This window comes from Eubacterium sp. F2 (assembly GCF_046244355.1).
Taxonomy (GTDB): domain Bacteria; phylum Bacillota; class Clostridia; order Peptostreptococcales; family Anaerovoracaceae; genus Aminicella.
The window spans coordinates 1,491,114-1,509,024 of the sequence record NZ_CP176393.1; the positions used below are offsets into that span (position 1 = coordinate 1,491,114).

Below are 17,911 nucleotides of genomic sequence, written 5' to 3' on the forward strand. Positions count from 1 at the left end.
CCGGCCGCCGTTCTGCGGCCGCTTATGAAAAAGGCATCAGTCGGAGAGATCCGGCTGATGCCTTTTAACAGCTTGTTATTAACTCCTTTTACTTTCTCTTTGTGAACTTGTCCACTATGCGCTGGATCTTGTCTCCATGCGGCATGTGGGCGATTTCTTCTTCGTTCAGGGCATGTACGGCCAGTGTCATAAATCCGTAAACAATCATGCCGACGAGGATATCCACAATGGTATTCAGGTACAGGCTGGAAGTCAGCTTATACATGACGAAGTTGGTTCCGAGAACCGCAGCACCCATGACGAGAGAGGCGATCAGCGGCTTTCCAAGGCTCCGGACAAGCTCGAGCTTTACTCCTGTAATGCGCTTCAGTGCGATGATGTCCAGGATAGAAGCCAGACAGTAGGAACAGGTTGTTCCGATGGCGGCGCCTCTGACGTTGATGGCGTGAATGCCGGTGAGTGTCCAGGTGATGCAGATTTTCAGCGCGATTCCGATGAACAGGTTGATGACCGGAATATGCTGCTTTCCCAGACCCTGGAGCATTGATGTGGCGATGCTGACCAGAGAAAGGAAGAAGAAGCTGATGGCGTAAATCTGCAGACAGGATGCAGCTGCCGGAGCGCGCCGTGCCTGATCGCCGTAGAACAGGATCAGGATCGGCTGTGCGATGACGATCATGCCGACGATACATGGCAGAGAGATCAGCTGGGAGGCGCGGAAACCGAAGATACAGTCGCGCTCCAGGAGATCATGATTCTTCAGTTTCCAGGACCTGGAAACCATAGGAACAATCGTAGCAGTCAGGGCCTGGATCAGAACCAGCGGGAAACTGATGATCGGAGCCGCCATGGAGGTCAGCTGGCCGTACAGGTTTTTTGCGGCTTCATAACTGTAGCCCATTCCGGTAAGACGGTTCTGGACGATGGCAACGTCGATCAGGTTGACGATCGGCATGATGCAGGCGGCCAGTGTGATCGGGAAGGCGATCCAGATGATGCGCTTCAGGATCTTCTTTCCGGATTCGTGGACGGTGCTGTGATCTTTTGCGGCCTTGCGTGCCAGAATATGGCGGTACATAAAGCGGATCCAGATCATAACCAGGAATCCTGCAAGTGCTCCGGCGGACGCGCCCAGGCAGGCTCCTGCAGCTCCCTTCAGACGCAGAGCCTCAATACCGGTATACCCTTCGTTCAGAGAGTTTGGAAGGATCATCCCTTTAAAGAGCAGGTAGGCGGCGCCGAGTCCGACGATGACGCGGGCGATCTGCTCGGCAATCTGCGACAGCGCCGTCGGCTGCATGATCTGCAGACCCTGGAAGAATCCTCTGTAAGAAGACATGATCGGGACGAACAGAAGCGCCGGTGCGGTTGCTTTCATAGAAAGCGCGGAAGTCTGAATACCGATGGCTTTTGCGATCGGGTCTGCGAAGAACCAGAGGATCAGGAATCCGGTGATTCCGATGCCCCACATCAGAAGACGCGCGATGTGGAAGACTCGTCCCGCTTCCTTATATTCTCCGACTGCGCAGCGTTCCGATACGAGCTTGGAAATCGCAACCGGGATACCGGATGTAGCGACGATCAGGAGCAGACTGTACACGTCGTATGCCGGTGTGTAGTCCGCCATTCCGGATGCGCCGATCCATCTGGTCAGAGGAATACGGAATGCAAATCCGAGAAGTTTAACGATGATTCCCGCGGCGGCCAGTATTGCGGCGCCGCCGACAGCTGAATTTTTTCTAGACATATGTTTTCCTTATTACTCTCAGAGAAACAGTTTTGGCAGGCAGGTCTCCCCGGTCCGGGCCGGGAGGTCAGGTTAGCCTTATTCCGCAGAAGCCCCTGCTTGAATGCATGTACGCATTCTTCAGGCAGACCGCTTTACCGAATTTCTACTATACCATGAATGACGCATCCGTATATGAATTTTTTGTGACTTTTCACCGTTTCCGGCAGAAAATACAGCGGGAAGCGAAAAATCGCCGTCATTTTCTTTTGGCCGTATGAAAAGCGTGGTAAGATAGACACATATTGCCTGAAGGGCAGGATCTGATGCCTTCCAGGCCTGCGTCAGCATGTATCTAAGAGAATCTATCAGAAATCAGGAAAAAAATCAATGAAATATCTGTATTCCTTTAATTCATTTATAGAGAAGCATATCACCTTCGTCGCGCCGAGCTGTGTCCTGCTGGGCGTTCTGGTGTCCAGATGGTTTTCAGACTACCAGTGGCTCGCCGCCTATTTCTTCATGGTGATGGCCTTCCAGGGCAGTCTGGGCTCCAATTTCAAGGCCCTGAAAGACGTCGGCCGCCATCCGCTGCCTGTTTTCGTGGTCCTCGCGTTTTTACATCTTCTGATGCCGGTTCTGGGCTACCTTCTCGGCATGATCTTTTTCCACAATGATATGCACCTGGTTACGGGAATTGTCATCGAGCAGATTGTGCCGGCCGGCATGATGGGAATGACCTGGGCGGAGCTGTATGGCGGAAACATGGCGCTGTCCCTGTCCATCATGGTTCTGGACACCCTCGTTTCACCCTTCCTGCTTCCCGTAGTGCTGTCGATGATTCTCGGCACCGTGGTTCACATCCCGGCCTGGCCGATGATGAGGAGTATGATCATCATGATCGTCATTCCGTCGCTTCTGGCACTGACGCTGAATCAGCTGACCCACGGGAAGGCGAAGGAGACGCTGCGGCCTAAGGTCACACCCTTTGCCAGAATTGCCATGATCTGTGTCATGACCCTGAACAGCACCAAGGTCGCGCCTTATCTGCTGCACCTGAAGCCGCTCTACCTTCTGGTTCTTCTGTTCATGCTGTTCATCATTGTATTTGCGTATTTTGTCATGTTCGCCATTACCATTCTCATGCGTGTGAGCGTTCCGAACGCCACAACCATGATCTTCAGCGGCGGCATCCGCAACATTTCAGTCGGAGCTGTTCTGGCAGCGCAGTATTTTCCGGGCGGCGCAATCTTCCCGGTTCTGGTGGGAACCCTCTTCCAGCAGATGCTGGCAGGAATCCTGGGGCACAGATTCGGCAAAATTCTCCGGGAAAGAAGCCGGAAGGAATTGAGAGCTGCATCGGCGGATAAAAGAGAATCGTAACGGAAATCCTCCTGGCTTCCTTGTGAAAAAACTAACAGTTGAGAGAAAAAATACGCGTTTTGTATTTTACGCGTATTTTTTTGTGTGTTAAAAACTCGTCAATCACTTAAAACGGCTAGATTTCATCAGTTGAACAAAGAATAAAAAGATTTCGTTAATAAAATATCAATTGTTTCAAAATCAATACAATGATGTATAATATAGACAAGGGAAATGTTCATGAACGTAAACAAAACTTAGAAATTTCTCCGGAACGATGTTCCGGAATCCGATAGAAGGGAGATGTCAGAGATGAGAATGAAGAAGGTTGTAGTAGCAGGCGGCGGTGTCCTGGGAAGTCAGATTGCTTATCAGAGTGCATATAAGGGATACGATGTCACGATCTGGCTGAGAAGTGAAGGCTCCATTGAGAGGGCACGTCCAAAGCTGGAGCATCTTCGCAAGGTTTACCAGGAGACACTGGAAGAGCAGAAGAAACTCATCGGACAGCCTCTTGGACCGAAACTGTATGCCAGAGGCCTGATCGATGATTTCAGCAAGGCAACGCCGGAAAGCATTGATGCGCTGAAACAGCAGGCGGAAGCAGCCTATGCAGATCTCCGTCTGGAAACAGATCTCGCGAAAGCCGTCCGCGGAGCGGATATTGTCATTGAAGCTATGGCAGAGAACCCGCAGCAGAAGAAAGATTTCTATGAACGTCTGGCTCCGCTTCTCTCGAAAAAGACTATCCTCTGCACCAATTCCTCCACCCTGCTCCCAAGCATGTTTGCAGAGGATACCGGCAGGCCGGAGAAATTCCTTGCCCTTCATTTTGCCAATGAAATCTGGAAGAACAACACGGCAGAAGTCATGGGGCATCCGGGAACTGATCCGGAAGTTTACCAGCGTGTCGTAGAGTTTGCAGCAAGTATCGGCATGATTCCGCTTCAGCTCCATAAAGAGCAGCCGGGATACATCCTGAACAGCCTGCTTGTTCCTTTCCTGAATGCGGCAGAAGAACTCCTGGTAAAGGGAGTCGCTGATCCGGAAACAATCGATAAGACCTGGCAGCTGGGAACAGGCGCGCCGGTAGGACCGTTCCGCATCCTGGATGTTGTCGGACTGCAGACGGCATATAATATTGTAAGCAATGCGCCGGACGCAACCGAGCCGGGAACCATGAGCAACCGGATCGCAAAACTGCTGGAGTCCTATATCCAGCAGGGAAAGACCGGAATGAATGCCGGCGAGGGATTCTATAAGTATCAGTAAGCCCCTGGTCCCGGAAGGGACTGTAAAGCGATCAGCGATGCTTCCGGCATTGGGGCGGCCGGATGGAATGGAGAGATTACCGGTTCAGCCGGGATCTACTATATTCAACTGAATCAATCGAATGCGGAATGCCGTCAGCGGGATGATCCCCTGGCGGTTTTCCTTTTGTTCAAAAAATATTAGCACTCTATCGAAATGAGTGCCAAAAAAGTCTTTACTTCTGGAATGGAGTGGGTATAATGAAAGCAGAGAGCAGAAAAAACGAGGCAGAAGCTCCGCGGAACTGCGCTTGAGTAATTAAAGAGGTGAAGGATAATGAAGGTTGAGAGGTATACGCAGAAACTGCAGGAGGCAGTAGAATCGGCACGGCAGCTGGCACTGGAATACGGCCAGCAGGAACTGATGCCGGAACATGTTCATCTGGCTCTGCTGCAGGACGAGCAGGGGACGGTCGACCGCATTCTGAAGAACATGAATGTGGATGTGACGGCCATGCAGAGCAGTCTCGGCGCTGAACTGAATAAAATGCCGAAGGTGTCCGGAAACGCGGATAATGTCTATCTGGGACGCCGCAGCGATCAGCTGTTTACGAAGGCGGAGAACCTTGCGTTTAAGAAGTTTAAGGATGAGTATGTCAGTACGGAGCATGTGTATCTGATTCTGCTTGAGGAGCACGGCACACCGTCCGCGCAGATTCTTCAGCAGTATGGTGTGACAAAGGATAACTTCCTCAAGGAGCTGATGAAGGTCCGCGGAAACCAGAGAATCACCAGCAACACGCCGGAGGACAGCTACGATGCGCTGGAGAAATACGGACGCGATCTGGTGGACCTGGCAAAGGAGAACAAGCTGGATCCGGTCATCGGAAGGGATAAGGAAATCCGTGAAATGGTCCAGATCCTGTCCAGAAGAACCAAGAATAACCCGGTGCTGATCGGTGAGCCGGGTGTTGGTAAGACCGCCGTTGTAGAAGGCCTGGCCCAGAGAATTTACGAGGGCAATGTGCCGGATACACTGAAAGATAAGACGATTTTTGAGCTGGATATGGGTTCACTGATTGCGGGCGCCAAGTACAGAGGTGAATTCGAGGAGCGTCTGAAGGCGGTTCTGAAGGAAATTGAGAAATCGGAGGGACGGATTATTCTGTTCATCGATGAGATTCATACCATCGTCGGCGCCGGAAAGACGGAAGGATCCATGGATGCCGGCAACATGCTGAAGCCGAAGCTGGCAAGAGGCGAGCTGCACTGCATCGGCGCGACGACGCTGGATGAGTACAGAAAGTACATGGAAAAGGATAAGGCGCTGGAGCGTCGTTTCCAGAAGGTCATGATCGGAGAGCCGACGGTAGAAGATACCATTGCAATCCTGAGAGGACTGAAAGACAGTTTTGAGATTTACCACAAGGGCGTCAGAATCACGGATGACGCGCTGATTGCCTGCGCGAAACTGTCTGACCGCTATATCACAGACCGCTTCCTGCCGGACAAGGCCATCGACCTCATGGATGAGGCTGCCGCCAGAATCCGTACAGAAATTGACAGTGAGCCGAGAGAGCTGGAAGAGATCAAGGGCCGTATCGCGGAACTGAACATCGCTAAGAGTTCCCTGAAGAAGGAAGATACCAGAAGTGCGAAGAACCGTCTGGAGAAACTGAATCAGGAACTGGCTGATCTGGAAGATCAGAAGAAGGCCATCACCGCCCAGTGGAGCGGCGAGCGTTCTGTTGCCGACCAGATCAAGAGCGTGAAGGAACAGCTGGATCAGGCACAGCACCAGAGTGAAGAGGCACAGAGAAGAAGTGACTGGGATCAGGTCGGAAAACTGGTCAACGGCACCATTCCTGAACTGAAAGCCCAGCTGAAAGAGCTGCAGGACAAGGTTGCGAACAGCAAGGACAGCCAGCTTCTGAAGATGGAAGTCGGCGAGAACGAGATTGCGGAAATCGTTGCAGACCGTACCGGAATTCCGGTTTCCAAGCTGGTCGAGACCGAGAGAAACAAGCTGCTGCATCTTCCGGAAATCCTGCATAAGAGAGTCATCGGTCAGGATGAAGGAATTGAAGCGGTTTCCGAGGCCATCCTGAGAGCCCGTGCCGGCCTGAAGAATTCCAACCGCCCGATCGGTTCCTTCATTTTCATGGGGCCAACCGGAGTCGGCAAAACAGAACTGGCCAAGGCACTGACGGAAGCTTTGTTCGACGATGAGAAGAACATGATCCGTATCGATATGTCCGAGTACATGGAAAAGTACAGCGTCTCCAGACTGATCGGAGCGCCTCCGGGGTATGTCGGCTATGATGAAGGCGGTCAGCTGACCGAAGCCGTCCGCAGACGTCCTTACAGTGTCGTTCTGTTCGATGAGATTGAAAAGGCACATCCGGATGTCTTCAACCTGCTGCTGCAGCTGCTGGACGATGGCCGCCTGACAGACAACCAGGGCAGAACCATTGACTTCAAGAACACGGTGATCATCATGACCTCCAATGTCGGAAGCCAGGAACTGCTGAACAACATCAACCAGGATGGAACCATCGACCCTGAGGTAAAGGAACGGGTAACCGGAATGCTGCATCAGTACTTCAAGCCGGAGTTCCTGAACCGTATCGACGACATCGTCGTATTCAGCCCTCTGACCGAGAAGCAGATCGGCGGCATCATCGATCTGAACCTGAAGGAACTGGAGGATCACCTGGCAGAGCGGGAAATCCATCTGGAGCTTACCGGAAACGCACGCAGATTCATTGCACATGAATCCTACGATCCGAACTACGGTGCCCGTCCGGTCAGAAGGTATCTGCAGAAGCACGTTGAGAATGAGCTGGCAAAGCTGATCATTTCCGGTGATGTGATCGACGGAAGCCAGATCACGATCGATGAAGAAGGCGGAAAGCTGACCTTCAATGTACTGGATCCTGTGAATGAAGAATAAATCTTCTGACCTGTATACACAGATCTGAAGAAAACTTAAAAGGGAAAAAGAAAAAATTAATTTGTAATTCCCTTTGAAATGGATATAATATTGGTGTAGGGCCTTTTGCCCGACCATTAAAAAAGCTGGAGAATGAGGCTGCCGCCAGGCGGTCTCATTTTTCTTTTGTTTTCCGGACAGGGAAAAGCCGTTTCCCGGCACAGAGAATGCGGCGGAAAACGGCCTTGTTTTTCTACGGTTCAATGGGCTTTGGACGATACTGTTCTGCTATTAGTTTACCGGAAGCATCTTCGCAAAAACAACGGCTCTGGCGTTGTGATATTCATAGGTGCAGGTGCTGAGCATGACGATGTGATCTTCTGCGGAGACCTTTACATTCGTATGCAGTACGGTCTTCTTCTGGATCCAGTTCAGATATTCCTGTTTATCCCTTTTTGTTTTGAAATTGAATTGATATCGCGGGCTGGAGGCAGGAATGGTTGCGGCTGCAAAAATTTTCAGCTTATAGTTCCCGTCCGGGGTGTAAAGCATCATGTCCGGATGCCGGGAATAATAGGAAGCCTTTCTGTAATCGGCGATGTGCCAGAACATGCTGTGGTCTTTCATCCGGTGGCCGTAGATGACGGTAAGAAAATCCTGAAAGGGGTGTTTATTTCGGAAGTCGATGAAGAGGCTTCCTTTGACATTCCATTTTCCGCTGATCAGGCGGTAAAGATAATACTGGTTGTCATCTGCCTGGGCAACCGGGTAGTTAATGACCGTTCCGTCCTGTTTCAGCCAGGCTTTGATATCCTTATATTTCTTCTGCAGAACCGCCCAGTCCGGGGAATCGGATTTTCCCGCGCTGCTGCCGTCTGTTCCCGCCGTTTTCTGGATCTGTTCATAGGCCTTTGTACCTGTGTGGTAGCGGTACCAGGCCCGGCCGAGCTGGATGCCGCTGACGGCCATCACGACCAGCAGAACGATGATCAGGATGTTCAGAAATACTTTCCCGGAGCGGCCTTGTTTATTCTTCCTTTGTCTGTTCATCGCTGTTCCACGCTCCCTGAGACGGAAGCTCCGGATTCTGCCTGTTCATGTGCAGGGGAAGCAGCATGGTTCCTTTCTGCCCCGAGCTGAAGGTGGTTCCTCATGGCCAGTGAACTTGCCGCCGGATCATGGGTCATGATCGCGCTGTAAATGGCACGGTGCTCCAGAAGGATATCGTTCAGGCTCTCCAGGGTGTACTGGTCCGGCGCCGCAAATTTCAGGTAGGTCTGGAACATGTTCAGCTGCCGCTGGAGAATGCGGTTGTGGGAGGACTGGTAGATAATCTTGTGGAAGGCCGCGTTGATGCTGCGCATCTTTTCGATGTCCCCCTTATGGGTGTAAAAGACCATGTATTCATAAATCTCCGTCAGCTGATCCAGTTCCTTATCGCTGATCCGCTCTGCCGCCCAGTCTGCGGCCTGCACCTCCATAGAGCTGCGCATCATCAGAATGTCAGAGATATCTCTTTCTGTCAGTCCGATGACAAAGGCGCCGCGGTTGGGAATCAGCTGCACCAGCCCTTCGGCCTCCAGCTGACGGATAGCCTCCCGGACCGGCGTGCGGCTGGCCCGGTATTTTTCACAGATGTGCTGCTCCGTCAGTTTTCCTCCGGCTTTAATCCGTCCGGTCAGAATGTCTTCCTGCAGTTTGGCGTATAGATTATTGGACAAGGGCTGATTGGAATCTTTTTTTCCCTCAAGGTATTGCTGTACAGACATAGATACTCCTTTACATTGTATACAATCTGTTATAATTATACAGATGGCAGGTTTTGATGTCAAGGAAGATCGCCGGGAGGCGATGGTGTCAGGAAACAGTGGGATTTTCGCTGACAGATCTCCAAGCTTTTTCTGTGAGCTGTATGCAGCCGGATGCCTGGAACGCCTCCCGGCTCCCTTCGCGCATGCTCACGCTTCCGACTCCGCCGGCCCTCTCCGGGCCGTCGATCGTCTGGCAGCGAGGCGCTCAGAAGTCCACGCATCCGGCTGCATTACAGACTCACCTTCAATCAACTCTGGATGTCTTTTACCGCCTCACTGATTCTTGACACCATCGAAATGCGGGAGGGTGTAAAGTATTAGTGGGGTTTTAGAAACTGAAAAAGGGATCTCCAAGTGCTAAGATAATAGTGAAACAATTACATCTATGCACTCGAAAGGAGATCCCTATGGCATCTATTATACATGAAATCGCAACGGAATTCCTGGAAAATATTCTGGAAACATTAAAACCTCACGAAGGAATGAAATGGGAAGAGACCAGCGCGAAGCTCATGAGATACTGCAAGGAAACGACCGCCAGGTTCATCCGTGCAGCTGCGGAGGGGCTCGATCAGGAACTGAGAAATGACAAAGCCGGCAGAAAACAGCTCGGATTCACGATCAAAGCCAGAGACAGGAAGCGGACGATCTACACAGAATTCGGCGCGATCGGAATCGATCGGAGCTATTACTATGACAAGAACAGCGGGAAGCATCGATTCCTTCTGGATGAGATCCTCGGCCTACCAAAGTATGAACGCGTCGACCGGGTTATAGGGAAGTGGCTGGCCGAGCATGCAGCCTACGTATCCTATGCGAAGAGTTCTGATATCGTGACGGGAGGCGAACTGAGCAGACAGACAGTGAGGAACTGCATCATGAAAGTGAATGTTCCAGAGGCCGCAGTGCCGAAGGCGAAACGAAAGGTCAGTGTGCTCCATGTTTTTGCTGATGAGGACCACGTGCATATGCAGAAAGCAGGCAAGAAGCCGGGAAAGCGGAGCAGGATTGTTCCGCTGGTGACCGTAACAGAAGGAATACGACCGATCGGTACCCATCGGAATGCGACTGTAGAGCCTGTGAGCTTTGTCGATGAGAATTTCAATACCAGACGTTTGTGGAAGACCGTAGAAGGGTTCATCGAAAAGAAATATGACATGGATGTGCTGGAGAAGATCGTGCTTCACGGAGACGGCGGAAACTGGATCAGGAACGGACTGGACGATTTTGGCAATGTTGTTCACGTTATGGATGGGTTTCATTTCCAGAAGGCCCTGCGGTCACTGGCAGGCAGTTTTCCAAAGAGAAGAGTGAAAACGGTGATCATGGACGCCGTGCAAAAAAATGATCGAAGCAGAGCCGATCGATGCATACAGGAACTGCTGGATGACGCGAAGGAAGACAAGAGGCTGACAGAAAAAGTCAACCGATTCGGCGTCTATCTGAACGGAAACTGGAAGCCAATCGTGAACCGGTTCAAGAAAGATATGCCGGGAAGCTGCACAGAAGGACTGGTCAGTCATATTCTGTCGAAACGGTTTAGCCGTGAGCCGCAGGGATGGAGCGATGAAGGGCTTGGGAGGCTGAGCGATATCAGAGTGTACCTGATCAATGGCGGCGAACTGAAAGCAGAGGATTTGCATAAGGAGAAAGCTGAGAACGTTCTTCGGGAGAAATACGCTGAATATGCGGATCATGTCATTCAACAGGCGAAAGAGGAATTGCATGACTGGAGTATTTTTGAAGGAGAGCCTTTTGTCATGGATGGAGCTTCCGGAACCCAGATGCTGATCAAGAGCTGTGGAGTGGCAAGAGACCTGCTAAGCTGATTGAGCGTGAGCCTGTAACGCAGCCTATGCATGGACTTCTGAGCGCCTCGCTGCCAGACGATCGACGGCCCGGAGAGGGCCGGCGGAGTCGGAAGCGTGAGCATGCGCGAAGGGAGCCGGGAGGCGTTCCAGGCATAGGCTGCGTACAGCTCGCAGAAAAAGCTTGGAGATCTGTCAACAAAAACTCCCACTACCTCTTGACACCATCGCTGGGTTTTCCAGGATTGAAATAATATTCAGGTAATGATATACTATACTTGAATTGTGCCCTCTGCAGGAGGAGCACGCAGCGTTTTGATTTTTTATTACACCATAGGAGGCAATAATGGCTATTAAAATTGGTATCAGCGGATTCGGCAGAATTGCGAGAGTCGTTCTTCGTGCGGCTATGAGCATGCCGGAAATCGAGATCGCGGGAATTAATAAGAGAAATGCAGATCTGGATTACATGCTGTACATGCTTCGTTACGATTCGACATTCGGCAGATTCCCAAAGCCGCTGGATAAGTATGAGAACGGACTCGTCATCGACGGAAAGAAGGTTCCGGTATACGGAGAGAATGATATTACTGCCATTCCATGGAGTGAGTGCGGCGCAGAGTACGTAATCGAGTGCACGGGCGCTTACACAACAACCGAGAAGGCAAAGGGTCATCTCAAGGGCGGCGCAAAGAAAGTCATCATATCCGCACCTGCTAAGGACGAAGAAACTCCGACTTTCGTATTCGGTGTAAACAATCAGGATTATACAACGGATATGGACGTTGTTTCCAACGCATCCTGCACCACGAACTGCCTGGCGCCTCTGTGCAAAGTCATCAACGATAACTTTGGAATTGAGTACGGAATGATGTCCACAATCCATGCTGCAACGGCAAAGCAGAAGGTTGTCGACGCGAAGTCTGAGAAGGACTGGAGAAGAGGCCGCAGCATCTTCGGAAATATTATTCCAACAACGACTGGAGCGGCAAAAGCTGTCAGCAAGGTTATTCCTGAGCTGCAGGGAAAGATGAACGGAATCGCTTATCGTGTTCCGACCATCGATGTTTCTGTTGTTGACCTGAACGTCATGACAAAGAAAGCAACTTCCTATGAGGAGATCTGCGAGGCTGTTCATAAGGCTTCTGAAGAAGGGGAGCTGAAAGGGGTTATTGAATATACGGATGATCAGGTCGTTTCTGGAGACTTCCTGGGAGACCCTTGCACATCTATTTTTGACGCAAACGAGGGTATCCAGCTGAATGACCGTTTCTTCAAGCTGATTGCTTACTATGACAATGAGTTTGGTTATTCCAGCAAAGCCCTGGAGCTCGCTAAATACATGTACTCTGTAGACCATAAATAATCGGTCTGAAGCTGCGCGGGAAGAGCATAGCTGTTGCGGAAAGGCGAGGACAGAGAAAATGAAGAAGACAATTGAAGATATTGATGTAAAAAACAAGCGTGTGATTGTCAGATGCGACTTCAACGTTCCGATGCAGGACGGCGCGATTACGGATGATTCCAGAATCCGCGCCGCTCTTCCGACGGTGAAGTATCTGATGGAGCATGATGCGCGCGTCATTCTGATGTCCCATATGGGTCGTCCGAAGGGCGAGCCGAAGATGGAATTCACCATGAAGCCGGTTGCAGACAGACTGTCTGAGCTGCTGGGAACGGACGTTGTGTTCGTCAGCAGCCCGCTGGTTGTCGATGATGCGGTCAGAAAGGCTGCGGATGAGCTGAAGCCGGGACAGGTCATGCTGCTGGAAAACGTCCGCTTCCGCAAGGAAGAGACAGAGAATGATCCGGCCTTCGCGAAAGAGCTGGCATCCCTGGCAGAGATTTTTGTTCAGGAAGCATTCGGAACGGCACACCGTGCCCACGCTTCTACAGCAGGCATTGCGGATTACCTTCCGGCTGTATCCGGCTATCTGATCGAAAAGGAAGTCAAATTCCTGGGAGATGCGGTTGAGTCCCCGAAGCGTCCTTTCGTTGCCATTCTGGGCGGCGCAAAGGTTAAGGATAAGATTCCGGTCATCCGCAATCTGATTGGAAAGGTCGACACCCTGCTGATCGGTGGCGGAATGGCCTACACCTTTTTCAAGTCCGAGGGCTGCGAAGTTGGAAAATCCATTCTGGATGAAGACAGCGTCGAGCTTGCGGCATCCCTCATGAAGGAAGCGAAGGAGGCCGGTGTCGAGATGCTCCTGCCGGTAGACATCGTCTGCGCGGATAAATTCGACAATGACGCAAATACCAAGATCGTTCCATATAACGAGATTCCGGCAGACATGGAAGGCCTGGATGTAGGACCGGAAACCGTAAAACTGTACGGCGAAAAGATCCGCAAGGCTGCAACGGTTGTCTGGAACGGACCGATGGGCGTATTTGAAATGGACAACTTTGCAAAGGGAACCAATGGCATCGCGGAAGCGATGGCAGAGTGCCCGGGAACGACGATCATCGGCGGCGGCGATTCTGCTGCAGCGGTCCGCAAGGCAGGACTGGCCGACAAGATGACGCACATTTCCACAGGCGGCGGAGCTTCTCTGGAATTCCTGGAAGGAAAGAAGCTGCCGGGAATTGCCGTAATCGAGGATAAGTAAAGCCTGCTGCAGAGTAATTTCAGATGAGTGATAGATGAGGCTGTTGCAGAATCTGCAACGGCCTCTTTTTATAAATGGACCGGTCTGTTGCAATCGGTCAGTTTGCAGAAAAAACTGGAAATTCAGAAGCGTGTAACCAGGCCGGGATTGGAGGTTATTATCATGAGCAGAACACCATTTATCGCAGGAAACTGGAAGATGAACAAGACCATGGCGGAGGCAGCAGAATTTGCCGATGCCTTTAAGAAACAGGAGATCCATTCGAAAGCAAAGATGGCATTTTGTGTGCCGTTCACAGATCTCGCGGTCGTAAAGAAGGCGTTTGAAGGGACAGAAGTCGGCGTAGGCGCTCAGAACGTGCATTTTGAGGATTCCGGCGCGTTCACTGGTGAGGTTTCTCTTCCGATGCTGAAGGAAATCGGTCTGGATTACTGTATCATCGGACATTCTGAGAGAAGACAGTATTTCCATGAGACGGATGAGAGCTGCAATAAGAAGCTGAAGAAACTGCTGAATGAAAGCAGTATTATTCCGATTCTCTGTGTCGGAGAGAATCTGGATGAAAGAGAGGCCGGAAAAGAAGAAGAGGTCGTTTCTTCTGAAATTAAAGCAGATTTTGAGGGAATTCCGGAAGAACTGGCAGAGAAGGTTGTTATCGCCTATGAGCCGATCTGGGCAATCGGAACGGGTAAGACGGCGGGTCCTGAGCAGGCGGAGAAAATGTGCGGATTCATCCGCAGGACCTTTGCTTCCCTTTACAGTCAGGAAGCTGCAGACAAGCTGATCATTCAGTACGGCGGCAGCATGAAGCCGGAAAACGCGGAGGCTCTTCTGGCTGAGCCGGATATCGACGGCGGCCTGATTGGAGGCGCCAGTCTGATCCCTGAGAAATTCGCAGCCATTCTGAACGCTGCGAAATAGAACAGGTTTCACTTGCAGCAGAAACTCCGGGAAGCGCGGCATGCATCAGAAATCCGCTGCATGATAGAACAGCGCCGGAATTCGTAAAAGAAAAACAGACAGAAACAGCGGGTCGGAAGCGTGATGCTCCCGGCCCGCTGTTTGTATGGCCCTGTTCGTCAGTCCCGGGCATGCATATGCCGCTGGTCTGATCCGGCAGACTGCCTTTGTATTATAGAACGTTCCGTTTCTGCAGGCTGCTTAATTGGCCGCTGATGCTGCCTGCTGGATGATGCGGAGAACCTTTTCCATCAGTACGAAACAGATTGCCATGTTCCGTCCGCAGCTTGCCGCTCTGGGACTTTCCGGAAAGGAATGGCTGGTACTGCTTTTGGCCTTTATCGTGCTGTTTACGGTGTCTGTTCTGCGGGAAAATGGAGTTTCCATCCGTGAATCCGTGGCGGCAAAAGCGGTTCCTCTCCGCTGGCTTCTGATTCTGGGACTGCTGGCTGCAGTTCTGATTTTCGGTGTTTACGGAGAAGGCTACTCGTCAAGTAATTTTGTATACAGGAATTTCTAATGAAACGATTATTCAATCACAAGAAAACAATTGCGCTCGTCCTCTTGTTTTTTGTTTTTGCCGCAGCAATGTTCATCTATCTGCTGAAAGTATTCGATATGAAAGATGACAAGCACGCGGAGCAGACCTTTGCAAGTTTCTACGCGCAGAAGAAAAATTCGCTGGACGGCGTATATATCGGAAGCAGTTCGGTCTACCGCTACTGGATTTCCACGCAGGCTTATCAGAAATACGGCATGCGGATTTTCAATCTCAGCACGGGATCGCAGCCGGTCGTTCTGCAGAAATACATCATTAAGGATGCGCTGAAAAGACAGCCGGATATGAAGGTTATCCTGATCGATATCAGAAGTATTGCATCAGCGTCCAAGACGCTGAAAGAATCGGATATACGCAGGGTTACGGACTCCATGCCGATGTCGGTGAACCGGATTCGGGCGATCAATGCAGCCTTGAACTATTTCAAGACCGAAGGAGCGGACATCAGCTATAAGAAGAGCTATTATTATTTTTCATTTCTGTTCTATCACAACCGCTGGTCCGATGACCTTTCCACTTCCGATCTGAATCCGAAGATGAAACAGAACCCCTGCATGGGATTCGTGTATGATTCGGCAAGTACAGAACGCTATGCGGTGAATCCGCCAGAGTATGTCTCTGGAACAGGCAGGCTCGATGCAGAGAAGAAGGAGGTCCTTGAAGACCTTCTGGATTACTGCAGTACATTGAAACAGAAAGTGATTTTCGTGTCTTCGCCGTATGAGATTCCGGAATCTGATCAGAAAGACCTTCATACTTGTGAGAAAATGATTCGTGATAAGGGGTTTACCTTTATTGATTTTAATTCGAAAAAGATGACCGGTAAGATAAATCTGAACTGGAGTACAGATTTTCTGAACACAAAGCATGTGAACATTAACGGAGCGGAGAAATACACGAAATATCTGTCTTCCCGGCTGAATCAGCATGTCACGTTCAGAAAGCATACGGATTCCGCGTCTGAGGCCGCCTGGGACAAGGCCGCAAAGGCGCTGAACCGCAGACTGTCTTAGTTCTGTAAGGAGATAATCAATGTCAAAGTACTATGAGAAGCATAGAAATGTGAGGACGCTCAATCTGCTCATGGGACCGGCTCTGTTCCTGCTGTGTCTGGTCATGCTGCCGCATTCTGTCTTTACAACGGCGGCATCCAGAGGCGCGGTGGGAACGGTCGTCTGGATGGCATACTGGTGGGTCAGCGGCCCGATCGATTTTGCAATTACCGGATTTCTTCCGATTGCGGTAAACGCATTTCTGCAGATGGCGGATATGGCAGCCGTTATCGCAAATTACGCGGATGAAATCGTACTTCTTCTCCTTGGTGCGTCGATTTTGACGGCGGTCTGGGAGATGACGGGACTGGATAAGCGTATTGCGTCCTGGTTCCTTCTGTTTATCGGAAACAGCCTCAGAAAACAGGTTGTATTCTGGTTTATTCTGACGACGCTGCTCTCATCGATTCTGCCGAATGCGGTTGTCTGCGCGGCCATCGCGCCGATTGCCGTGTCTATGCTCCACTATATCGGAATTCAGGATATCGGAGAAAACAAGCTGGGCTCCATGATCCTGCTGACCATCGCCTATGGAACCGGAATCGGAGGACTCGGAACGCCTCTCGGCGGTGCCATGAATCTGGTTACGGTCAGCTATCTGGAGGATCTGACGGGAAAAGAATATATTTATATGCACTGGGTCGTCCGTTTCCTTCCGCTCATGATCGTCCTGGTTGTGGTCAACATTCTGTACCTGCTGTTTTTCTGCGGGAAGGATGAGACCCTCGGCGGATCCAGAGAATATTTTGAGATGCAGTACCGCGCGATGGGAAAGATGAAGCCGGGGGAGAAATGGGGACTCGGACTGTTCGCAGCAGCGGCTGTCCTGTCCTTCTCCCGCCAGCTCTACCAGAACCTGCTTCCGAATCTGAAGCCGGCCTACGTCTTCCTGATCTGCGCCATCATTGCCTTTATCGTCACCAAGAGCGACGGCAGCCGTCTGATCGAGTGGAAAACAGCGGAAAAGCGCGTGATCTGGGAACTGATGTATGTGTACGCAGGCGGACTGGCGGCGGGCACGCTGATTGAAAAGAGCGGAGCCGCAAAGGCTCTTGGAACGGCGATGGGATCCATGAATCTGAACGGCGGATTTATTACCGTTCTCGTTATCGTCACCGTTACCGTTCTTCTGTCTGATGTAACCAGCGCGACGGCGACAGCAGGCGTTTCCATTCCGATCATCATCAATCTGATGAAAGGCATGGGCGTGAACCCGATTCCATACGTCTATATCGCATCCATCGGCATCAATGTTTCCTACATGCTCCCGACATCTATCCGCGCGATTCCAGTGGGATACGGACTGAAACCGAAATACATGTTCAAGAAGGGCGTGCTGCTGACTGTCATTACAATCGCGGCAATGTCTGTCGCTGCCTGGCTGCTGCTGAAATACTGGCCTGCATTCTCGGAGGCATAAGACTTCGGTTTTTTCAGGGACAAAAGAAATACGCATGGAAATCAGCCGGATGGCTTGCTAATCACAGAAAGATATGCTAAAATGAGATGCTATTTGTAAGAGGAGGTAAGGATTATGCATACAGTTTTGATGGTAATTCTCGCTGTCGTAAGTGTGTTATTGACGCTTGTAATTCTGCTTCAGGAAAGCAAGAGCGACGGACTCTCCAGTTCCATCGCGGGCGGCGCTGAGCAGCTTTTCGGTCAGAAGAAATCCAATGCTTATGAATCGATGCTTCATAGGGCAACGGTTGTACTGGCTGTTGTTTTCATTGTCGTTTCACTTGCAGTCTTAACACTTGGCTAAGATTCCGTCATGAAGAAAAGGGCTCCGCAGGAATGCGGAGCCTTCATGCGTTTTATAGAAAATATTTCAGGAGGTCA

14 protein-coding genes are annotated in these 17,911 nt (G+C 50.9%); 11 read left to right on the plus strand and 3 right to left on the minus strand.

Annotated elements, in window-relative coordinates:
• Positions 1-88: 88 nt before the first annotated feature.
• The gene (locus ACI77B_RS06290) at positions 89-1,747 is read right to left on the minus strand and encodes a putative polysaccharide biosynthesis protein (protein ID WP_409336038.1); all 1,659 of its coding nucleotides are present in this window, start codon (positions 1,745-1,747) and stop codon (positions 89-91) included.
• A gap of 369 nt (positions 1,748-2,116) precedes the next feature.
• Between ACI77B_RS06290 and ACI77B_RS06295 the strand changes: the two genes are divergently transcribed.
• The 3 genes from ACI77B_RS06295 (at position 2,117) to clpB (ending at position 7,291) form a co-directional block, all read left to right on the plus strand.
• A complete protein-coding gene (locus tag ACI77B_RS06295) occupies positions 2,117-3,109 on the plus strand; it encodes a bile acid:sodium symporter family protein (protein WP_409336039.1) in 993 nt (330 codons plus the stop codon).
• A 291-nt stretch (positions 3,110-3,400) separates the two neighbouring features.
• Positions 3,401-4,360, plus strand: a complete 960-nt coding sequence (locus ACI77B_RS06300) for a 3-hydroxyacyl-CoA dehydrogenase (protein ID WP_409336040.1) — start codon at positions 3,401-3,403, stop codon at positions 4,358-4,360.
• A gap of 315 nt (positions 4,361-4,675) precedes the next feature.
• Positions 4,676-7,291: an ATP-dependent chaperone ClpB gene (gene clpB, locus ACI77B_RS06305; protein ID WP_409336041.1), complete on the plus strand. Its 2,616-nt coding sequence runs from the start codon at positions 4,676-4,678 to the stop codon at positions 7,289-7,291.
• Between the two features lie 270 nt (positions 7,292-7,561).
• Here clpB and srtB read toward each other — a convergent pair whose 3' ends face one another.
• Positions 7,562-8,320: a class B sortase gene (gene srtB, locus ACI77B_RS06310; protein WP_409336042.1), complete on the minus strand. Its 759-nt coding sequence runs from the start codon at positions 8,318-8,320 to the stop codon at positions 7,562-7,564.
• Positions 8,317-9,039, minus strand: a complete 723-nt coding sequence (locus tag ACI77B_RS06315; protein ID WP_409336043.1) for a GntR family transcriptional regulator — start codon at positions 9,037-9,039, stop codon at positions 8,317-8,319. Before ACI77B_RS06315 ends, srtB begins: the two co-directional genes overlap by 4 nt.
• A gap of 449 nt (positions 9,040-9,488) precedes the next feature.
• On the opposite strand from ACI77B_RS06315, the gene ACI77B_RS06320 reads away from it, so the two are divergent.
• The 8 genes from ACI77B_RS06320 (at position 9,489) to secG (ending at position 17,834) form a co-directional block, all read left to right on the plus strand.
• A complete protein-coding gene (locus ACI77B_RS06320) occupies positions 9,489-10,910 on the plus strand; it encodes an ISLre2 family transposase (RefSeq protein ID WP_409336044.1) in 1,422 nt (473 codons plus the stop codon).
• Positions 10,911-11,235: 325 nt separating this feature from the next.
• Positions 11,236-12,255 carry a type I glyceraldehyde-3-phosphate dehydrogenase gene (gene gap / locus ACI77B_RS06325; protein ID WP_409336045.1) on the plus strand — a complete coding sequence of 340 codons (1,020 nt, stop codon included), beginning with the start codon at positions 11,236-11,238 and terminating at the stop codon, positions 12,253-12,255.
• 58 nt (positions 12,256-12,313) lie between these two features.
• Positions 12,314-13,498: a phosphoglycerate kinase gene (locus tag ACI77B_RS06330; protein ID WP_409336046.1), complete on the plus strand. Its 1,185-nt coding sequence runs from the start codon at positions 12,314-12,316 to the stop codon at positions 13,496-13,498.
• Between the two features lie 162 nt (positions 13,499-13,660).
• Positions 13,661-14,419 carry a triose-phosphate isomerase gene (gene tpiA / locus ACI77B_RS06335; RefSeq protein WP_409336047.1) on the plus strand — a complete coding sequence of 253 codons (759 nt, stop codon included), beginning with the start codon at positions 13,661-13,663 and terminating at the stop codon, positions 14,417-14,419.
• A gap of 244 nt (positions 14,420-14,663) precedes the next feature.
• Positions 14,664-14,978, plus strand: a complete 315-nt coding sequence (locus ACI77B_RS06340) for a hypothetical protein (protein ID WP_409336048.1) — start codon at positions 14,664-14,666, stop codon at positions 14,976-14,978.
• Complete coding sequence (locus ACI77B_RS06345) at positions 14,978-16,030, plus strand: hypothetical protein (RefSeq protein ID WP_409336049.1); 1,053 nt, start codon at positions 14,978-14,980, stop codon at positions 16,028-16,030. Before ACI77B_RS06340 ends, ACI77B_RS06345 begins: the two co-directional genes overlap by 1 nt.
• Before the next feature lie 19 nt (positions 16,031-16,049).
• Positions 16,050-17,489 carry an SLC13 family permease gene (locus ACI77B_RS06350; RefSeq protein WP_409336050.1) on the plus strand — a complete coding sequence of 480 codons (1,440 nt, stop codon included), beginning with the start codon at positions 16,050-16,052 and terminating at the stop codon, positions 17,487-17,489.
• Positions 17,490-17,603: 114 nt separating this feature from the next.
• Complete coding sequence (secG, locus tag ACI77B_RS06355; RefSeq protein ID WP_409336051.1) at positions 17,604-17,834, plus strand: preprotein translocase subunit SecG; 231 nt, start codon at positions 17,604-17,606, stop codon at positions 17,832-17,834.
• Positions 17,835-17,911: the final 77 nt, after the last annotated feature.